This is a genomic window from Streptomyces sp. NPDC091412 (assembly GCF_044756885.1).
Taxonomy (GTDB): Bacteria; Actinomycetota; Actinomycetes; order Streptomycetales; family Streptomycetaceae; genus Streptomyces.
Window position 1 is genome coordinate 675,883 of the sequence record NZ_JBIVTV010000001.1, and the last position, 19,316, is coordinate 695,198.

Here is a 19,316-nt window from a genome sequence, read left to right on the forward strand (position 1 = left end):
TCCCGAGGTCGCCCGGCAGCGGGGGCGGCCGGGATCAGGCGCCGAGTCCGGATACGGCCTCCGCGAACGCCTCGCCGCGCCTGTTGTAGTTGGCGAACATGTCCATGGAGGCGCAGGCCGGGGCCAGCAGTACCGTGTCGCCGGGCCGTGCGAGCCGCCGCGCCTCCTGGACGGCCTGGAGCATCGCCCCAGTGTCGGTCCGGTCGAGGTCGACGACGGGTACCTCCGGGGCGTGTCGCGCGAGGGCGTCACGGATGAGCGCGCGATCGGCACCGATGAGGACGGCGCCGCGCAGCCGCTTCGCCGAGTTCGCGACGAGCTCGTCGAAGGTCGCGCCCTTCGCCAGACCGCCCGCGATCCACACGATCGACTCGTACGCCGCCAACGAGGCCTGAGCCGCGTGGGTGTTGGTGGCCTTGGAGTCGTCGACGTAGGCCACGCCGTCCACGTCGGCCACGTGCGCGATGCGGTGGGCGTCCGGGGTGAAGGCCCGCAGACCGTCCCGGACGGCCTGCGCCGGGACGCCGAAGGCGCGTGCCAGGGCCGCCGCGGCGAGGGCGTTGGCGATGTTGTGGGGGGCGGGCGGGTGGACGTCGGAGACCTCGGCCAGCTCCTGGGCGTTCTTGTGCCGGTTCTCGACGAAGGCGCGGTCGACGAGGATGCCGTCCACGACGCCGAGTTGGGAGGGGCCGGGCGTGCCGAGCGTGAACCCGACGGCGCGGCAGCCCTCCTCGACGTCCGCCTCGCGCACCAGGTCCTCGGTGGCCTTGTCGGCGGCGTTGTAGACGCAGGCGACGCGGTTGCCCTCATAGATACGGCCCTTGTCGGCGGCGTAGGCCTCCATGGAGCCGTGCCAGTCGAGGTGGTCGGGGGCGAGGTTGAGGACGGCGGCGGAGTGGGCGCGCAGCGAGGGCGCCCAGTGCAGCTGGTAGCTCGACAGCTCCACCGCCAGTACATCAAGATCGCTGTAGCGCTCCTCGCCGAGGACGGCGTCCAGCAGGGAGACGCCGATGTTGCCGACGGCCGCCGTGCGCAGGCCCGCCGCCTCGAGGATGGAGGCGAGCATCTGCACGGTGGTGGTCTTGCCGTTGGTGCCGGTCACGGCGAGCCACGGAGCGGCGTCCGGGCCGCGCAGCCGCCAGGCGAGTTCGACGTCCCCCCAGACGGGTACGCCGGCCTGCCCGGCGGCGCGGAAGAGCGGCTTGTCCGGCCGCCAGCCCGGTGCGGTGACGATCAGCTCGGTGCCCTCCGGCAGGGTGTCCCCGTCACCGAGGCGCACGGTCACACCGAGCGCCTCCAGCTCGGCCGCCTGGGTCCGGGCGCGCTCGTCGTCGCCGTCGTTGACGACGGTGACGTGCGCGCCGAGACCGTGCAGGACCTTGGCCGCCGGGACACCGGAGACGCCGAGTCCCGCGACGGTGACGTTCTTACCCTGCCAGTCGATCACTTGTCCGCTGCCCATCCCGCATAGAAGAGGCCCAGTCCGACAATCACACAGATGCCTTGGATGATCCAGAAACGGACCACGACAAGCACTTCGGACCAGCCTTTGAGTTCGAAGTGGTGCTGGAGCGGTGCCATCCGGAAGACCCGCTTCCCGGTGAGCCGGAAGGAGCCGACCTGGATGACCACCGACATGGTGATGAGCACGAACAGACCGCCCAGCAGCGCGAGCAGCAGCTCGGTGCGGGAGCAGATCGCCAGACCCGCGAGCACACCGCCGAGCGCGAGCGAACCGGTGTCGCCCATGAAGATCTTGGCCGGCGAGGTGTTCCACCACAGGAAGCCGAGGCAGGCGCCCATCAGCGCGGAGGCCACGACCGCGAGGTCGAGCGGGTCGCGCACCTCGTAGCAGGCGTTGGGGTTGGTCAGCGTCATCGCGTTGGCGCAGGACTCCTGGAACTGCCAGACGCCGATGAAGGTGTAGGCACCGAAGACGAGCACGGAGGCACCGGTGGCCAGACCGTCCAGACCGTCGGTGAGGTTCACGCCGTTCGACATCGCGAGGATCATGAACAGCGCCCAGATCACGAACAGCACCGGGCCGATCGTCCAGCCGAAGTCGGTGATGAACGACAGTTTCGTGGAGGCGGGGGTGTTGCCGCGGTTGTCGGAGAACTGCAGCGCGAGCACCGCGAAGGAGATGCCGACGATCAGCTGGCCGGCCATCTTCGCCTTGGCGCGCAGACCCAGCGACCGGCGCTTGACGATCTTGATGTAGTCGTCGAGGAAGCCGACCAGGCCCATGCCGACCATCAGGCCCAGCACCAGCAGACCCGAGTAGGTCGGGGTGTAGCCGGTGATCACCTTGGCCAGGAAGTAGGCGGCGATCGTGGCCAGGATGAAGGCGATGCCGCCCATGGTCGGCGTACCGCGCTTGCTGGCGTGTTCACGCGGTCCGTCGTCGCGGATGTACTGGCCGTAGCCCTTGCGGGCCAGGAGCTTGATCAGCAGCGGGGTGCCGACCAGCGTCAGGAAGAGGCCAATGACTCCCGCGAACAGGATCTGCTTCATCATCGGGCTGCGACCTCGCCCTCGGTACCGGTCTCGAGCAGCGCCTGGGCGACACTCTCCAGGCCGACCGAACGGGACGCCTTCACGAGGACGACGTCCCCCGGGCGCAACTCGCTGCGCAACAGGTCGATCGCCGCCTGTGCGTCGGACACGTGCACCGACTCCTCACCCCACGAACCCTCGTTATATGCGCCCAGTTGCAGCCAGGACGCTTCCCTGCCCCCGACCGCGACGAGCTTGCTGACGTTGAGCCGGACGGCGAGCCGTCCGACCGCGTCGTGCTCGGCTAGCGCCTCGTCCCCGAGCTCGGCCATCTTGCCGAGCACCGCCCAGGTCCGCCGTCCCCCGCCCATGGCCACGAGCGCGCGCAGAGCGGCCCGCATGGACTCGGGGTTGGCGTTGTAGGCGTCGTTGACGACCGTTACGCCGTCCGGGCGCTCGGTGACCTCCATCCGCCAGCGGGAGAGGGAGCCCGCCTCGGAGAGCGCGGTGGCGATCTCAGTTACGGACATGCCCAGCTCATGGGCGACGGCGGCCGCGGCGAGCGCGTTCGACACGTGATGCTCACCGTACAGGCGCATCGTCACATCGCTTGCACCGGAGGGTGTGTGAAGCCTGAAGGCGGGCTGCCCGCTGTCCGTGAGTCTCACGTTCTCGGCGCGTACGTCCGCTTCGCCGGACTCTCCGAAAAGGATCACCTTCGCCTTCGTACGGGAGGCCATGGCCCGTACCAACGGGTCGTCGGCGTTGAGGATCGCGGTTCCGCCGTCCTCGGCCGCCGGCAGGCTCTCCACCAACTCGCCCTTCGCCTGGGCGATCTGCTCACGGCCGCCGAACTCGCCGATGTGGGCGGTGCCGACGTTGAGCACCAGGCCGACCTTCGGCGGGGTCAGTTCGGTCAGGTAGCGGATGTGGCCGATGCCGCGGGCACCCATCTCCAGCACGAGGAACCTCGTCTCCTCGGTGGCGCTCAGCGCGGTCAGCGGCAGCCCGATCTCGTTGTTGAGGGAGCCGGGCGTGAACACGGTCGGCGCCTTGCGCCGCAGCACCTGCGCGATGAGGTCCTTGGTGCTGGTCTTGCCCGCGGAGCCGGTGAGGGCCACGAGGGTCGCGCCCAGCCGTTCGACGACGTGACGGGCGAGGGCGCCGAGCGCGGCCTGCACGTCCTCGACGACGATCGCGGGCACGCCGACCGGGCGGGACGCCAGCACGGCGACCGCGCCCGCCCCGACGACGGCCGCGGCGAAGTCGTGGCCGTCCACGCGCTCGCCGACGAAGGCGACGAAGAGGCTGCCGGGCACCACCTCGCGGGAGTCCCGGACCACGGGCCCGGTGACCTCCGCGGACGGATCCGGTATGTCGTACGTCTGCCCGCCGACGACTGCTGCGATCTCGGCGAGGGAGAGGGCGATCACAAGTTCATCCCTGGGTCTTCTGGATAGCTTCGCGAAGCACCTGGCGGTCGTCGAAGGGACGGACCACTCCGGCGATGTCCTGGCCCTGTTCGTGGCCCTTGCCCGCGACCAGCACGGTGTCCCCGGGCTGCGCGCGGTCGACGGCGGCGGCGATCGCGGCGGCCCGCTCCTCGAAGAGGAGCACCTCGCCGCGCTCGTGCGCGGGCACCGAGGCCGCGCCCTCGAGCATGGTGGCGAGGATCGCCAGGGGATCCTCGGAGCGGGGGTTGTCGGAGGTCAGCACGACGATGTCGGCGAGCCGGGCCGCGGCGGCGCCCATCGGCGCGCGTTTGGTCCGGTCGCGGTCCCCGCCGCAGCCGAGCACGATGTGCAGCCGGCCCTTGGTGACCTTGCGCAGCGCCTTGAGGACCGACTCGACGGCGTCCGTCTTGTGCGCGTAGTCGACGACCGCGAGGTACGGCTGGCCGACGTCGACACGCTCCAGCCGGCCCGGTACGCCCGGAACGGCGGCGATGCCGTCGGCGGCGGACTGCGGGTCGAGGCCCGCGGTGGCCAGGGCGACCACGGCGGCCAGCGTGTTGGCGACGTTGAAGGGGCCCGGCAGCGGCGACCTGGCGGCGATCCGCCGGCCCTCGGGGCCGACCACGGTGAAGGTGGAGTCGACCGGGCCGACCTGGACGTCCTCCGCGCGCCAGTCGGCGTCGGGGTGGCCCTCGGCGGAGAAGGTGACGACCGGGACCGTGGCCTCCCCGGCCAGCCGGCGACCGTACTCGTCGTCGAAGTTGACCACGCCGAGCCTGCTGCGTTCCGGCGTGAACAGCTGCGCCTTGGCCCGGAAGTAGTCCTCCATGTCGGAGTGGAACTCCATGTGTTCCGGGCTGAGGTTGGTGAAGACACCGATGTCGAAGACGCAGCCGTCGACACGGCCGAGCACGAGGGCGTGGCTGGAGACCTCCATGGCGACCGCCTCGACCCCGCGCTCGCGCATGACCGCGAACAGGGCCTGGAGGTCGGTGGCCTCGGGAGTGGTGCGCTCGGACTTGATGCGCTCCTCGCCGATGCGCATCTCGACGGTGCCGATCAGTCCGGTGGACTTCACGGTCTTCAGGCCGCCCTCGACGAGGTAGGCGGTGGTGGTCTTGCCGGAGGTGCCGGTGATGCCGATCTGGAGCAGGTCGCGGCCGGGCCTGCCGTAGATCGTGGCCGCCAGCTCGCCCATCCGACCGCGCGGGTCGTCCACGGCCAGCACCGGCAGGCCGGTGGCGGCGGCGCGCTCGGCGCCGGACGGGTCCGTGAGCACGGCGACCGCGCCCAGGCTCGCCGCCTGGGTGACGAAGTCGGCGCCGTGCGTCCGGGCGCCTGGCAGGGCCGCGTACAGGTCGCCGGGGCGCACGGCGCGCGAGTCGTGGGTGATGCCGGTGACCTCGGCGGCGCCGTCCGGAGCGGTGACCCCCAGCTGATCGGCGAGCTCCGCGAGGGGTGCGGCGGAGGCCTGAACCGGTCGCGGCGGTCCCGGATATGTCACGGAAGCGCCCTTCTGGGTGGTTTGGGACTGATCAGCGTGTGGCACGGCGGTGAGCGTACCGGGCGTACCCGCCGTGGAGCTAAAAAGGGGATCGCGCGCAGCGCCGTCCGGCGCGGACGAGGGCCGGTGCGACGGGCGGTTCCCGGGGCCGGGAGTGATCGTTGTCACGGGCTGGTTCCTGGTCGTTCTGTTCCGGTCACGGCTTGAAGTCGACGGGCAGGTTCGCGGCCTGCGCACCGGTCGGTGGCACCTGGAGCGTCTTCAACGCGAACTCCATGACCTCCTTGTAGATCGGGCCGCAGATCTGGCCGCCGAAGTAGCTGCCCTTGGTGGCGTTCTGGATGGCGCAGTAGACGGTGACGCGGGGGTTGTCGGCGGGTGCGAACCCGGCGAAGGAGGAGGTGTAGCCGCGGTACCGGCCGGTGGCCGGGTCCACGCGGTTGGCCGTGCCGGTCTTGCCCGCCACCCGGTAGCCGGGGATGCGCGCCTTGGCACCGGTGCCCTGCTCGTCGTCGACCACGGATTCCAGCATGTGCGCGAGCGTCTTCGCCGTCCTGGCGCTCACGACCCGCGTCTTCTCCGGCTCGTCGGCCGGTGCGAAGCGGCCGTCGGCCCCCTTGGTCCCGCGCACCAGCGTCGGCTGCACGCGCACTCCGCCGTTGGCGATCGTGGAGTAGACGGAGGCCGCCTGCACGGCGTTGATGGAGAAGCCCTGGCCGAAAGGAATCGTGTACTGCTGCGAGGTGGACCACTTGTCGGGGGGCGCGAGGATGCCCCGGGTCTCGCCGGGGAAGCCGAGTCCGGTCGGCTCGCCGATGCCGAACTTGCGCAGGTAGGAGTAGAGGACCTTGTTGGCCTCCGGCTGGGTCCTGCCGAGCTGGCCGGTGGCCAGTATGGTGCCGATGTTGCTGGACTTGGCGAGCACGCCGTTCAGCGTGAGGTACCAGGTGTTGTGGTCGACGTCGTCCTGGAAGAGGCGGTCGCCGCGGTGCAGCCGGTTGGGCACAACGACGTGGGTGAGCGGCGTCGCCGCGTTCTCCTCCAGTACGGCGGCCATGGACATGACCTTGGCGGTGGAGCCGGGCTCGTAGGCGTCCTGGACGGCGGCGTTGCCGAGCGCGGCCGGGTCGGCGTGGGACAGGTCGCCCGGGTCGAAGCCCGGGGAGTTGGCCATGGCGAGGATCTCGCCGGAGCGGGTGTCCTGCACGATGACGTAGCCGCGGTCCGCCCCGGACTTCGCCACCTGCTCGGTGATGGCCTTCTGGGCGGCCCACTGGATGTCGCGGTCGATGGTGAGCTCGGTGTCGGAGCCGGGCACCGCGCGCGTCTCGGTGGAGCCCGCGGTGGGCACCTCGCGGCCCCCGGACTGGGCATAGCGGATCTTGCCGGGCTTGCCGGCCAGCTGTTCGTTCAGTAGCTGCTCGATACCGCCGCCGCCCTTGCCCTCGGCGTTGACCCAGCCCAGTATCCCGGCGGCGAGACCGCTGTTGGGATAGACCCGCTTGCTGCTGGGGTCGGAGAAGACGCCGGCGAGCACGTTGACGGTGGTCTTGTCCTTCTGGGCCTTCTTCGCCAGGGCCGTCTTCAGGTCCTTGATCTGCTTCCAGACCTGCGGGGTCTCGTGCCGGGCGAGCAGCACGTAGCGGGTGTTCGGCGTGCGGAGCTTCGCGGTGAGGGCCGCCTGGTCCTGGCCGAGGATCGGGGCGAGGAGCGCGGCCGCCTGCTCGGGGCCGTCGCCGATGTGCAGCTGGTCGCGGCTGAACATGGTGGGGTCGGCGGTGATGTCGTCGGCGTCCACGCTGGTCGCCAGGTCGACGCCGTTGCGGTCGGTGATGCGGCCCCGCTCGGCGGCCAGGGTGTGCACCACGTACCGGTTCTCCTCGGCCTTGGCGGCGTACGCGCTCGCGTCGACGGCCTGCACCTGCAACAGCCGTACGGCGAACACGAGCAGCACCAGGGTCAGCGCGAGGGCGACCAGCCGCAACCGGGGACGGGGGCTGCCGAGCCGGATGCGCGCGGCCTGGGGCCGGGCCGGGGCCGGGCGTCGGGCCGGCCGGGCACCGGGGCCGGGCCGCTGCCGCGCGGCCGGACGCGCCTGCCTGGCGGGTCCGGGCACCCGGCGACGCGGCGGTTCCCTGTCGGACACGTCCGTCACCTGCCGAAAGTCGAGATCGAAGCGAACCGGGACACAGCGACGCCGGCCGGGGCGCCGACCACGCCCCCCGAACACGACGGCACCCCCGGCCCAGCAGCCCCGGACAGGTCAGACACCCGGCGACGCGGCGGCTCCCTGTCGGACATGTCGGGCGTGGACGGCCCGGGGACCGGACGGCGCGGCCACTCCCCACCGGACACGCCCGCCAGCCTGCCGAAAGTCCAGGTCGGATCGGACCGGGACACAGCGACGCCGGCCGGGGCGCCGACCACGCCCCCCGAACACGACGGCACCCCCGGCCCAGCAGCCCCGGACAGGTCGGACACCCGGCGACGCGGCGGCTCCCTGTCGAGCGCGTCGGGCCCGGACGGCCCGGGGACCGGACGGCGCGGTGGTTCGCGGTCGGACACGTCCGTCACCTGCCGGGGGTCGGGATCGGGGCGGGGGGAGGTGCGGCCGGGAGGGCCGGGGTGGTGTTCTCCGGGGTCGGGGCGGGGCCCTGGGCGGGTGGCGGTGCCAGGCCCGCGGTTGCCGGGGCGGTGCCCTCCGTGGCGGACGGTGAGGGGGCCAGCGCCACGGGCGGCAGGAGCGACAGCGGCGTCTCCTGCGCGGGGGCGGCCGAGGGGACGCCCTTGACGGTCCCGTCGGCGCCCAGGAAGGCCGGGTCGCCGCCGGGCACCATGCCCAGTTGCCGGGCGCGGAGCTGGAGGGCGTCCGGGGCGGAGTAGGAGTCGATGTCCCGCTGGAGGGCCTGCTCCTCGTCGGTGAGGTTCTTGGTGTCCCTCTGGAGCGCCTCCCGCTGGAACGCGCCCTCGCTGAGGGCGGAGTTCAGCATCAGCAGCCCGATGAGGCCGCCGCCGAGCAGGAGCACGACGAGGAGGACGAACGGGGTGCGGGCGGCCTGGCCCCGGCCGGCCGGGAAGAGCCGGGCGAGTCGGGCGGCACGGCCCCTCAGTTCGGGTTTCCTGCTCACTGGTCCCCCTGGCTCACTCGACGTCCTCCCTGACGCGCTCGGCGCCGCGCAGCCGGGCCGGCGCCGCCCGCCGGTTCTCGGCGATCTCTTCCTCGGTCGGAAGTTCGGCACCGCGGGTGAGCAGCTTGAGCCGGGGCTGGTAGCGCTCGGGCACGACCGGGAGCCCGGGGGGCGCACTCGACGCGGCGCCGGCCGCGAACACCTGCTTGACCAGGCGGTCCTCGAGGGACTGGTACGACAGCACGGCGATCCGCCCGCCGACCTCCAGCGCCTTCACCGCGGACGGGATCGCCCGCTCCAGCACGGCGAGCTCGCCGTTGACCTCGATCCGCAGCGCCTGGAAGGTGCGCTTGGCCGGGTTGCCCCCGGTGCGCTTGGCGGCCTGGGGCAGCGCGTCGCGGATCAGCTCCACCAGCCGGGCGCTGTTGGTGAACGGCTCCTTCTCGCGTTCGCGCACGACGGCGGCCACGATCCGCTTGGCCTGCTTCTCCTCGCCGTACGCCCGCAGGATGCGGACCAGCTCGCCGGGCGGGTAGGTGTTGAGGACCTCGGCGGCGCTCATCCCGGTGCTCTGGTCCATGCGCATGTCCAGGGGGGCGTCCTGGGCGTAGGCGAAGCCGCGGTCGGCCTCGTCGAGCTGCATCGAGGACACCCCGAGGTCGAACAGGACGCCCCGCACGCGCGGGACGCCCAGCCGGTCGAGCACGTCGGGCAGCTCGTCGTAGACGGCGTGCACCAGGGTGGCCCGGTCGCCGAAGGGGGCCAGGCGCTCGCCGGACAGGCGCAGGGCCTCCTTGTCGCGGTCGAGGGCCACCAGCCGCGCCTCGGGGAAGCGGGTGAGCAGCGCCTCGCTGTGTCCGCCGAGGCCGAGGGTGCAGTCGACGACCACCGCTCCCGGCCGCTCCAGGGCGGGCGCCAGCAGATCCAGGCACCGCTGGAGCATCACGGGGACGTGTCGGCTGTCGCTCAAGGAGCCCTCTCAGTCCGGCGCGTCCCGCACGCACCGCCGGATCCCCGACCGCTCAGGAAAGAAACAGGGCCTGCCGGCGCCGGAAGCGTCAGCCGACCGGAAGCGGGAGGAGGCCGAGCCGTACGTACGCGCCGCGCACGTGGGGAGACCGCCGGCGCGTAGGCCGGGGTCTGTCGGGAATGCAGTCCAGCAGGAAGAGCCACGCCTCCCGCTTCGCGTCACTTTAGTGCACCCTGTCTCGCGGTCAATCAACCGGCCTGCGCGTCGCCCGACGGAGCAGCGACCCGCACGCCACGACGAGAATTCACTCGTACGGGTGTGGGTTGGCCCTGCGTGTGGGGTGCCTCACAACAAGCCATGACGGGGTTCTTTGTACCGTCTCACGACAGGACCCGGGCCCTGGCGCCCACTAACGTCATGAGTATGACGACTTCTGCATCAGTTCCCGCCGGGTCCGAGGGCGCCATAGACCGGCGTGGCACCGTCACCGACCGTCTCGCGGAGGCCAACCAGCAGTACGCGGCCGCGTTCAGCGATCCGGGGATGGACGCCCGGCCCGTGCTGAGGGTCGCCGTCGTGGCCTGCATGGACGCCCGTCTCGACCTGCACGCCGCGCTCGGCCTGGAACTCGGTGACTGCCACACCATCCGCAACGCGGGCGGTGTGGTCACCGACGACGTCATCCGCTCGCTCACCATCAGCCAGCGGGCCCTGGGCACGCGCAGCATCGTGCTGATCCACCACACCAACTGCGGCATGCAGTCCATCACCGAGGAGTTCCGGCACGACCTGGAGATGGAGGTCGGGCAGCGTCCGGCCTGGGCCGTGGAGGCCTTCCGTGACGTGGACCAGGACGTGCGGCAGTCGATGCAGCGCGTACGCACCTCGCCGTTCCTGCTGCACACCGACGACGTGCGCGGTTTCGTCTTCGACGTCAGGACGGGCCTGTTGCGCGAGATCGACCCCGTCTGACCGCCGCACGCGCGCCGGAAGTCCGGTGCGCGGCATGCCTCCGTCACCAGCGAAAGCCGCAAGACCCGACATATCGCGGCCAGTTGTCCACAGGCGAGTGACACGAATCGGTAACGGCGGCAAGAATGCGGGGGTGGCCTCACGCGGAACGTTTCACGCGTGGTGCCTGATTCGGGGTGGGCCGGTCCGCACAGCAGAGCGTCGGCCCGGAAAGTTGGGGTATCCCCCGCTCGCCGAAGAGCGTGGGGAAGGGCCGAGGAGGGCCGCCGGGTGACGACCTATGACGATCGAGCGAGCCATGGGGGTGCCCCCGCTCGAGCGGAGCCGAGAGTGGGGGACGATCTGACCGCCACGGTGGAGCGGGTCCGCCGTTCGGTGGAAGAAGTGATCGAGGGCAAGCCCGAGGTCGTACGGCTTTCGCTGACCGTGCTGCTCGCCGAGGGGCATCTTCTGATCGAGGACGTTCCCGGGGTGGGCAAGACGATGCTCGCCAAGGCGCTGGCGCGGTCCATCGACTGTTCGGTGCGGCGTATCCAGTTCACGCCCGACCTGCTGCCGTCGGACATCACCGGCGTCTCCATCTGGGACCAGCAGCGCCGGGACTTCGAGTTCAAGCCGGGCGCCATCTTCGCGCAGATCGTGATCGGCGACGAGATCAACCGGGCCTCGCCCAAGACCCAGTCGGCGCTGCTGGAGTCCCTGGAGGAGCGGCAGGTCACCATCGACGGGCAGACCTACGAACTGCCGTCGCCGTTCATGGTGGTGGCCACCCAGAACCCGGTCGAGATGGAGGGCACCTATCCGCTGCCCGAGGCCCAGCGCGACCGCTTCATGGCCCGGGTGTCCATCGGCTACCCGAGCCCGGACGCCGAGTTGCAGATGCTGGACGTGCACGGCGGGGTGAGCCCGCTGGACGACCTCCAGCCGGTGGCGCACGCGCACGAGATCGTGAAACTGATCGAGGCCGTGCGCGGGGTGCACGTCGCCGAGACGGTGCGGCGGTACGCGGTGGACCTGGTCTCCGCCACCCGCACCCATCCCGACCTCAGACTCGGCGCCTCGCCGCGCGCGACGCTGCATCTGCTGCGCGCGGCGAAGGCGTCCGCCGCGCTGAGCGGCCGGCAGTACGCGCTGCCGGACGACCTGCAGGCGCTGGCCGTGGCCGTCCTGGCCCACCGGCTGCTGCCCACCGCCCAGGCCCAGCTCAACCGCCGCACCGCCGAGCAGGTCGTCCAGGAGATCCTCCAGCGCACCCCGGTGCCCGCGGCGCCCCAGCAGTCCGGCGGCTTCGGCCTGGGCCGCGGCGCGCCCGCGTACGGCCAGCAGCCGCCGCGGGGTCTGTGATGGCCGACGCGGGGACGGCGCACGCGGACGACGACCGCAGGGACCGGGGCGGCGTCCGCACCGCGCTGGCCGGTCTGACCACCCGCGGGCGCTCCTTCCTGGCCGCCGGAATCGCCGCCGCGATCTGCGCCTACGTCCTCGGCCAGAGCGACCTGCTGCGGGTCGGGCTGCTGCTGGCGGCGCTGCCTCTGGTGTGCGCCACGGTGCTCTTCCGCACGCGCTACCGGGTCGCCGGTAGCCGCCGGCTCTCCCCCGCGCGCGTGCCCGCCGGCAGCGAGGCCCGGGTGCATCTGCGGATGGACAACGTCTCACGGCTGCCCACCGGCCTGCTGATGCTCCAGGACCGGGTGCCGTACGTGCTCGGACCGCGGCCGCGTTTCGTGCTCGACCGGGTCGAGCCGGGCGGCCGCCGCGAGGTGTCCTACCGGGTCCGCTCCGACCTGCGCGGACGGTATCCGCTGGGCCCGCTGCAACTGCGGCTGACCGACCCCTTCGGGATGTGCGAACTGACCCGTTCCTTCTCGGCCCACGACACCCTGACCGTGATCCCGCGGGTGGAGCCGCTGTCGCCGCTGCGCCTGAGCGGGGAGGCCAAGGGGTACGGCGACGGGCGGCAGCGCTCGCTGGCACTGGCCGGCGAGGACGACGTCATCCCGCGCGGGTACCGCTACGGCGACGATCTGCGCCGTGTGCACTGGCGGTCCACCGCGCGCTACGGCGAGCTGATGGTGCGCCGCGAGGAGCAGCCGCAGCGCGCCCGCTGCACGGTGCTCCTCGACACCCGGGCGCTCGCCTACCGGGGCGCGGGACCCGACTCGGCCTTCGAGTGGGCCGTGTCCGGCGCCGCGTCGGTGCTGGTGCACATGCTGGAGCGGGGCTTCTCGGTACGGCTGCTGACCGACACCGGCAACTCCGTGCCAGGCGAGGGCGGCGACGGGTTCGCGGGCGCCAGCCAGGAGTCGGCGGACGCGGCCGGACTGATGATGGACACCCTCGCCGTGATCGACCACTCCGACGGGGCGGGCCTGTCCCGCGCCTACGACGTGCTGCGCGGCGGCAACGAGGGACTGCTGGTGGCCTTCCTCGGCGACCTCGACGAGGCGCAGGCCGACGTCGCGGCCAAGATGCGGCAGCGCAGCGGCGCAGCGGTCGCCTTCGTCCTGGACAGCGAGACCTGGGTCCGGGAACCGGGCGACGTACCGGGGCCGGCGTCCCGGACCGACGACCGCCTCCGGCTGCTGCGCGACGCGGGCTGGACAGCCGTGCCGGTGCCCCGGGGCGCCGGCCTGGACGACCTGTGGCGCCGCGCGGACCAGGAGCGCACCAGCGCGGGCGCGGCCGGCGGGACGGGGCCGGGCGGGGGATGGTCATGATCGACGTGACGGTCGATGTGACGGACGGGGCAACCCCGGGCCGGCGCCGGAACCAGCGCGACGTGCCCACGAGCGGCACCCGCACGATGACCATGAACGGCGTGACGGACCGGGCGACCCCGAACCGACGTAAGAACCAGAGCGACGTGCCCACGAGCGGCACCCGCACGATGACCATGAACGGCATGACGGACCGGGCGACCCCGAACCGACGTAAGAACCAGCGCGACGTGCCCACGAGCGGCACGGGCGTCGTGGAGGGGCGGGTATGAGCGGGCGGACGCGGTTGGCGCTGTGTGCGGCGGCGGCGACGCTGGCGGCGTCGTGCGCGCTGCTGCCGCTGGTCTCCCCCGCCTCGTGGATCCTCCAGGCCATCCTGATGCTGGCGGTGCAGTCGGGGGTCGGCGCGGTGGCCCGGCGGGTGCCGCTGGCGCGGCCGCTGACCGTGGCGGCGCAGGCCCTGGCCACGCTGATGCTGCTCACCCTGGTCTTCGCCCGGGGACAGGCCTTCGCCGGGCTGTTCCCGGGCCCGGAGGCCTTCCGGCACCTGGCCGAACTGCTGCGGGAGGGCGCGGACGACGTCGGACGGTACGCCATTCCGGCGCCGCAGACCGACGGCATCCGCCTGATGCTCGTCGGCGGCGTCCTGGTGATCGGGCTGATCGTGGACACGCTCGCGGTGACCTTCCGCAGCGCGGCCCCGGCGGGCCTGCCGCTGCTCGCCGTGTACTCCGTGGCCGCGGGCCTGTCCGACGGCGGCGCCGGCTGGTGGTGGTTCCTGATCGCGGCCGCCGGCTACCTGGTACTGCTGCTGGCCGAGGGCCGGGACCGGCTCTCGCAGTGGGGGCGGGTGTTCTCCGGGGCACCGCGCGCGGGGGGCGGCGAGCAGGGCGGCGCGACCGCTCCGGTGCGCACCGGGCGCCGGATCGGCGCCCTCGCCCTCGGCATCGCCCTGGTGGTGCCGCTCGCCCTGCCGGCGATGCAGGGCGGGCTGCTCGGCGGCACCGGAACCGGAGTCGGCTCGGGCAGCGGCAACGGTGGCACGATCTCCGCGGTGAACCCGCTGGTTTCCCTGCGCGACAGCCTGAACGTCGACGAGGATCACACGGTCATCACCCTGCGCACGGACACGTCCGACACCTCGAACCTGTACCTGCGGATCCTGTCCCTGGACGACTTCGACGGCACCACCTGGAAGCCGTCCCAGCGGCACATCGTGAGCGTGCCCGACCCGCTCCCCGCCCCGCTGGGCCTGGACGGCGGCGTCAAGCGTACGGAGATCACCACGACGATCTCGGCGGCGGACTCGTACGTCCAGGACTGGCTGCCGATGCCGTACCCGCCGAGCGCCGTGCGGATCAAGGGCAGTTGGCGCTACGAGCCCGTGGGCATGACCCTCGTCGGCGACCACAAGCAGACCACGCGCGGGCTGACCTACGAGGTGAAGAGCCTTCAGGTGCGGCCGACCGCCGAGCAGCTCGCCACGGCGCCGGAGCCGTCGGCGGCACTGAGGCGCGAGTACACCAAAGTGCCCAAATCTCTGCCGGCGGACGTCGCGAGCACCGCCCGCCGGGTCACCGAGGGCGCGACGAACCACTACGAGCAGGCGGTCGAGCTCCAGGACTGGTTCGCCCTCGACGGCGGCTTCCAGTACGACACGCAGGTCGAGGCGGGCAGCGGACCGCGGGCCATCTCGCGGTTCCTGAAGGACAAGCGCGGATTCTGCGTGCACTACTCCTTCGCGATGGCCGCCATGGCCCGCACCCTCGGCATACCGGCCCGGGTCGCGGTGGGCTTCGCGCCCGGCACCCTGCAGAGCGACGGAACCGTGGCGGTGGGCCTGAAGGACGCGCACGCCTGGCCCGAGCTGTACTTCGAGGGCGTCGGCTGGACCCGCTTCGAGCCGACCCCGACGCGCGGCTCGGTGCCGGCGTACACCCAGTCGGACACGCCGGGCACCAGTCTGCCGGAGCAGACGGCGCCGTCCCAGGACGCGAGCACGGCGCCCTCCGCCGCGCCGTCGGCGAACCAGAGCTGCCCGCCGGAGCTGCGGCGGCTCCAGGAGTGCGGCGGCCCCTCCGCGCAGGCCGGGCAGGTCCAGGGCGACGGCGGCCCGAAGTGGTACGCCGTCCTGGGGTGGACGCTGGGCGGCCTGCTGGTCCTCGCCCTGCCGCTGTCCCCGCTCCTGTGGCGCCGGCGGATGCGCGCCGTGCGGCTGGGCGCGCACGGGCGCGGCGAGGCGGACGCGGGGCCGCACATCCTGGCGGTCTGGCAGGAACTGGGCGACACCGCCTGGGACTTCGGGATCCTGCCGGACGAGTCGCAGACCCCGCGCAGGGCGGCCGCCCGGATCGTCCGCCTCGGGCGCCTCGACGAGGTGGCCGCCGCCTCGGCGCACCGGCTGGCGGACGCGGTGGAGCAGGTCCTCTACGCGCCGCGCCCGCGTCCGGTGGCGGGGCTCGCCGAGGACGTCCGGCGGGTCGCCGGCGGCCTGCGGGACACGTCGTCCCGGCGCACCAGGCTGCGGGCCGCGCTCGCCCCGCGCTCCATGGCGCGCGTGGTCTGGGCGGCGTCGGCCCGGTGGAACGCGCTCGGGTCCCGTGTCAGTGCCCGTGTCGCCGCCCGGACGACGCTGCGCGGGCCGTCGGAGCAGCAGGGCTCGGGGGACGGGGCCGGGGCCTCCGGCTGAGGGGCCCTGCCGAGGTCTCGGGCTGGGGGTCCGGCCGGCTGAGGTTCCGGCTGAGGCGGCCGGCTCCCGTTCCGGCTCCCGGACATGCGTGAGGGGGTGACCACCAGTGGTGGTCACCCCCTCACGCACAACCGTGGTGCTCGGCGGGCTAGCGGCCGCCCTGCTCGTCGCGGCGGCGCTGCCAGCGCTCCTCGATGCGGTCCATCATGGAGCGCTTCGCACGGGCCTGACGGCGGGCCTGCGGGCCGCCGGCGGCCTGCTCGCCCGGCTTGGGCGCCTTGCGCCAGCCGGTCACGACCAGTACGGCGCAGCCCAGCATGACCAGGAAGCCCACCACACTGACCCAGATGAGCTGCTGGACGACCATTCCTGCCATGAGGAGCGCGATACCTACGAGGAAGCCCACGACCGCCTGGTAGACCCGCCGCCGGGTGTACGTACGCAGCCCGCTTCCCTCGAGCGCCGACGCGAACTTGGGATCTTCGGCGTACAGCGCTCGCTCCATCTGCTCGAGCATGCGCTGCTCGTGCTCCGAGAGCGGCACGGAGTCCTCCTCATCGTGCAGTCGCCGGGGCGACTCGGGGGGTCCCTTCAGGATAGGCAGGGAATCGCCCCCGTGAAACCCGCCCCTCTGCGCCAATTGGCCAACCGGAATCCGCCATGTCGTCCCGGTCCGCTGAGGCTTGCATTCCCCGGCGGGCGGGCCGTCATGCCGGACGGTCTCCCTCGATCATACGGCGCGAAGCGGCCGACCGGGCGGCCTGTGGCGGACTGCATGCCCGGCCGAAGGGCCGGTCGGCGGCCCGCCCCGCGAAGCGGCTCAGTCCTCCGCCGCACCCCGGGTCTCACCGAGTACGTGGAGCTGCGTGGCCACGGAGTGGAACGCGGGCCGTTCGGCCGCCGCCGCCTCCAGTTGCAGCAGGGCGTCCAGCGCTCCGGGCTCGGTGTCCACGAGCACCCCGGGCACCAGGTCGGCGAAGATCCGCACCCCGTGCACGGCGCCGACCCGCAGGCCCGCGCCCTCGACGAGCGCGGTGAGCTGCTCGGCGGTGAAGCGGCGCGGCACCGGGTCGCCCTCGCCCCAGCGCCCGTCCGGGTCGTCGAGCGCCTGCCGGGCCTCCTTGAAGTGCCCGGCCAGAGCGCGCGCGAGCACGGCCCCGCCGAGACCGGCGGCGAGCACGCTCAGGACGCCCTCGGCGCGCAGGGCGGCCACCGCGTTGCGCACGCCCTCGGCGGGGTCGTCGACGTACTCCAGGACGCCGTGGCACAGCACGGCGTCGTAGCCGCCGCGCTCGACCACGTCGAAGAGGCCGCGGGCGTCGCCCTGGACGCCCCGCACCCGGTCGGCCACGCCGGCCTCGGCGGCACGGCGCTCCAGCGCGAACAGCGCGTTGGGGCTGGGGTCGACGACGGTGACCCGGTGGCCGAGCCGGGCGGCGGGCACGGCGAAGTTGCCGCTGCCGCCGCCGGTGTCGAGGACGTCCAGGGACTCCCGGCCCGCGGCCTTGACCCGGCGGTCGAGGGCGTCGTGCAGGACCTCCCAGACCACGGCGGTACGGAGAGAAGCGCGGGGGCGAGAGGGATCGGGGCGCGGCGACGTCGGCTGAGGGTGGTGGGAGACGGGCGGGCGCATCGGGTCCGACACGGCAGTTGACTCCTCGGCGCGGCACCGCCTCTTGCACGGCGGAGCGATCGGACTGCCCCTCCCCGCCCGGCGCACGGGAACTGGAAGGGCTTCAGGCGCCTTCCACCCTATTGCCTCCACCCCCCGACCTGCCGCTCGGCTCCGCCGCCGCCGCAGGCGCCACCCCGCCGTGGCCGTTCGCCGGGGCGGCAACTGCCGTACGGGCGCGCGCCGTGCGTGTCAGCCCGCGTCCGGCAGGTCGCGGCACGGGGTGCGCTCGGGGTGGGAGGGGTTCGCTCCGGTCGGTTCGCCCGCCCCGGTCGCGGGGTCGATGTCGGTGTCGGGGCGGGGCTGGGGCAGGACCGGCTGGAGGAGGAGCATGCGTTCGACCAGGCGGATGAACATCGCCACGTCCCGTATCAGGTCGTCGGCGTCCCGCCGGCCGGCCGCGCCCCGGATCCCGGCCTCCGCACGGGCGCGGCGCGCGGCGCCCGCGGCGAACAGCGCGCTCCACTCGGCGAGTTCGGGTGCGATCTCGGGGAGCACTTCCCAGGCACTCCTGATGCGGGCCCGGCGGCGCGGGGTGGGATCCGGACGTCCCCGCGCGGCGAGTACGGCGGCGGCGGTGCGCAGCGCGGCGAGGTGGGCCGTCGCGTACCGCTCGTTCGGCGTGCGGTGGGTGGTGGCCTCCTCCAGGCTCGCGCGGGCCTGGGCGAGCAGGCCGAGGGCGGCGGGAGGGGCCGGGGAGCGGCGCGGGACGGGGTGCACGTCGCTCGCCGGGCCGGTCAGTGAGGGGGCAGGGCCGGTGGCGCGGTGCCGACGGGCGGCGGCTGCGGACGAGTTGGCCATGACGAACCTCCTGTCGTCTGGGTGACGGCACGGGTGCCGTATGTGCCCATCGTGAGGTATGGCACTGACAATCCGTTCTGACCTGGGATTCTGCTTCGCCCGTACGTTCGGCTGCCCGGGGTCGGCGGCTCTCGGGGCGCGCCCCCCCCCGACCGCGCCGCCGGCCTCGCCTTCCGCGTCCTGCGGGAGGTGCCGACCTGTGACAATCAGGGCCATGGAACGCAGCAGCGCCACGCCGGGCGGCCGTACCCGCCGCGAGGCCACCCGGCAGAAGCTCTACGAGGCGGCCGTCACCCTCATCGCCGAGCAGGGGTTCTCCGCCACCACGGTGGACGAGATCGCCGAGCGGGCGGGGGTCGCCAAGGGCACGGTCTACTACAACTTCGCCAGCAAGTCCGTCCTCTTCGAGGAGTTGCTGCGGCACGGCGTGGGACTGCTCACCGCCTCCCTGCGCGAGGCGGCCGAAGAGACGGCGCGGGAGGGCGGCAGCCGGGTGGACGCCCTGGACGCCATGGTCCGCGCCGGGCTCGTCTTCATCGACCGCTACCCGGCCTTCACCCAGCTCTACGTGGCCGAGCTGTGGCGCACCAACCGGTCCTGGCAGTCCACGCTCCTGGTGGTGCGGCAGGAGGCGGTCGCGGTCGTCGAGGGCGTACTGCGCGACGGCATGGCGAACGGGGAGTTCGGCGAGGACGTCGACGTGCCGCTGACCGCGGCCGCGCTGGTCGGCATGGTGCTGGTGGCCGCGCTGGACTGGAAATCCTTCCAGCCCCAGCGTTCCCTGGACGACGTGCACGCGGCGCTGTCCCGGCTCCTTCAGGGACGGGTCGGCGAGCGCCTCTGATGCCGCGGCCGCCAGGCGCGCTCGGGCCGGGCGGGCGACAACGCCGGTGCGCCGTGGCCGCGTCCCCCG

The 19,316-nt window shown here is 73.0% G+C and carries 16 protein-coding genes; 6 read left to right on the forward strand and 10 right to left on the reverse strand.

From position 1 onward, the window contains the following. Nucleotides 1-34 precede the first annotated feature (34 nt). From murD to rsmH, 7 genes are all read right to left on the reverse strand, one after another. Nucleotides 35-1,462 carry a UDP-N-acetylmuramoyl-L-alanine--D-glutamate ligase gene (gene murD / locus ACIQMV_RS03060; RefSeq protein WP_141361737.1) on the reverse strand — a complete coding sequence of 476 codons (1,428 nt, stop codon included), beginning with the start codon at nt 1,460-1,462 and terminating at the stop codon, nt 35-37. Then, nucleotides 1,444-2,514: a phospho-N-acetylmuramoyl-pentapeptide-transferase gene (mraY, locus tag ACIQMV_RS03065; protein ID WP_401771772.1), complete on the reverse strand. Its 1,071-nt coding sequence runs from the start codon at nt 2,512-2,514 to the stop codon at nt 1,444-1,446. The genes murD and mraY overlap by 19 nt, the downstream gene beginning before the upstream one ends. Next, nucleotides 2,514-3,929 (reverse strand): UDP-N-acetylmuramoyl-tripeptide--D-alanyl-D-alanine ligase, encoded by a 1,416-nt coding sequence (murF, locus tag ACIQMV_RS03070; protein WP_402590686.1) that lies wholly within the window; start codon nt 3,927-3,929, stop codon nt 2,514-2,516. The genes mraY and murF overlap by 1 nt, the downstream gene beginning before the upstream one ends. Nucleotides 3,930-3,933: 4 nt before the next feature. Further along, the gene (locus ACIQMV_RS03075) at nt 3,934-5,622 is read right to left on the reverse strand and encodes a UDP-N-acetylmuramoyl-L-alanyl-D-glutamate--2,6-diaminopimelate ligase (protein ID WP_402590688.1); all 1,689 of its coding nucleotides are present in this window, start codon (nt 5,620-5,622) and stop codon (nt 3,934-3,936) included. A 28-nt stretch (nt 5,623-5,650) separates the two neighbouring features. After that, a complete protein-coding gene (locus ACIQMV_RS03080; RefSeq protein ID WP_402590690.1) occupies nt 5,651-7,600 on the reverse strand; it encodes a peptidoglycan D,D-transpeptidase FtsI family protein in 1,950 nt (649 codons plus the stop codon). A 424-nt stretch (nt 7,601-8,024) separates the two neighbouring features. Then, nucleotides 8,025-8,582, reverse strand: coding sequence for a septum formation initiator family protein (locus tag ACIQMV_RS03085; RefSeq protein WP_402590692.1), 558 nt, complete (start codon nt 8,580-8,582; stop codon nt 8,025-8,027). Nucleotides 8,583-8,595: 13 nt separating this feature from the next. After that, on the reverse strand, nt 8,596-9,552 hold the full coding sequence (rsmH, locus tag ACIQMV_RS03090; protein WP_402590694.1) for a 16S rRNA (cytosine(1402)-N(4))-methyltransferase RsmH: 957 nt from the start codon (nt 9,550-9,552) through the stop codon (nt 8,596-8,598). Between the two features lie 423 nt (nt 9,553-9,975). Between rsmH and ACIQMV_RS03095 the strand changes: the two genes are divergently transcribed. The 5 genes from ACIQMV_RS03095 (at nt 9,976) to ACIQMV_RS03115 (ending at nt 15,930) form a co-directional block, all read left to right on the forward strand. Then, nucleotides 9,976-10,524, forward strand: coding sequence for a carbonic anhydrase (locus ACIQMV_RS03095; RefSeq protein WP_141361725.1), 549 nt, complete (start codon nt 9,976-9,978; stop codon nt 10,522-10,524). A 270-nt stretch (nt 10,525-10,794) separates the two neighbouring features. Continuing rightward, nucleotides 10,795-11,868 carry an AAA family ATPase gene (locus tag ACIQMV_RS03100; protein WP_401771672.1) on the forward strand — a complete coding sequence of 358 codons (1,074 nt, stop codon included), beginning with the start codon at nt 10,795-10,797 and terminating at the stop codon, nt 11,866-11,868. Next, complete coding sequence (locus ACIQMV_RS03105; protein ID WP_402590696.1) at nt 11,868-13,241, forward strand: DUF58 domain-containing protein; 1,374 nt, start codon at nt 11,868-11,870, stop codon at nt 13,239-13,241. Before ACIQMV_RS03100 ends, ACIQMV_RS03105 begins: the two co-directional genes overlap by 1 nt. Continuing rightward, complete coding sequence (locus ACIQMV_RS03110; protein WP_402590698.1) at nt 13,238-13,513, forward strand: hypothetical protein; 276 nt, start codon at nt 13,238-13,240, stop codon at nt 13,511-13,513. Before ACIQMV_RS03105 ends, ACIQMV_RS03110 begins: the two co-directional genes overlap by 4 nt. Then, nucleotides 13,510-15,930, forward strand: coding sequence for a DUF3488 and DUF4129 domain-containing transglutaminase family protein (locus ACIQMV_RS03115; protein ID WP_402590700.1), 2,421 nt, complete (start codon nt 13,510-13,512; stop codon nt 15,928-15,930). Before ACIQMV_RS03110 ends, ACIQMV_RS03115 begins: the two co-directional genes overlap by 4 nt. A gap of 148 nt (nt 15,931-16,078) precedes the next feature. On the opposite strand, the gene ACIQMV_RS03120 is transcribed toward ACIQMV_RS03115, so the two are convergent. The 3 genes from ACIQMV_RS03120 to ACIQMV_RS03130 form a co-directional block, all read right to left on the reverse strand. Then, the gene (locus ACIQMV_RS03120) at nt 16,079-16,474 is read right to left on the reverse strand and encodes a DUF3040 domain-containing protein (protein ID WP_141361715.1); all 396 of its coding nucleotides are present in this window, start codon (nt 16,472-16,474) and stop codon (nt 16,079-16,081) included. 276 nt (nt 16,475-16,750) lie between these two features. Then, nucleotides 16,751-17,575 (reverse strand): bifunctional 2-polyprenyl-6-hydroxyphenol methylase/3-demethylubiquinol 3-O-methyltransferase UbiG, encoded by an 825-nt coding sequence (locus tag ACIQMV_RS03125; RefSeq protein WP_172632996.1) that lies wholly within the window; start codon nt 17,573-17,575, stop codon nt 16,751-16,753. 219 nt (nt 17,576-17,794) lie between these two features. Continuing rightward, nucleotides 17,795-18,403, reverse strand: coding sequence for an SAV_6107 family HEPN domain-containing protein (locus ACIQMV_RS03130; protein WP_402590703.1), 609 nt, complete (start codon nt 18,401-18,403; stop codon nt 17,795-17,797). Between the two features lie 214 nt (nt 18,404-18,617). Here ACIQMV_RS03130 and ACIQMV_RS03135 point away from each other — a divergent pair, with 214 nt between their 5' ends. Then, nucleotides 18,618-19,247 carry a TetR/AcrR family transcriptional regulator gene (locus ACIQMV_RS03135; protein ID WP_141361713.1) on the forward strand — a complete coding sequence of 210 codons (630 nt, stop codon included), beginning with the start codon at nt 18,618-18,620 and terminating at the stop codon, nt 19,245-19,247. The last annotated feature ends 69 nt before the right edge of the window (nt 19,248-19,316 follow it).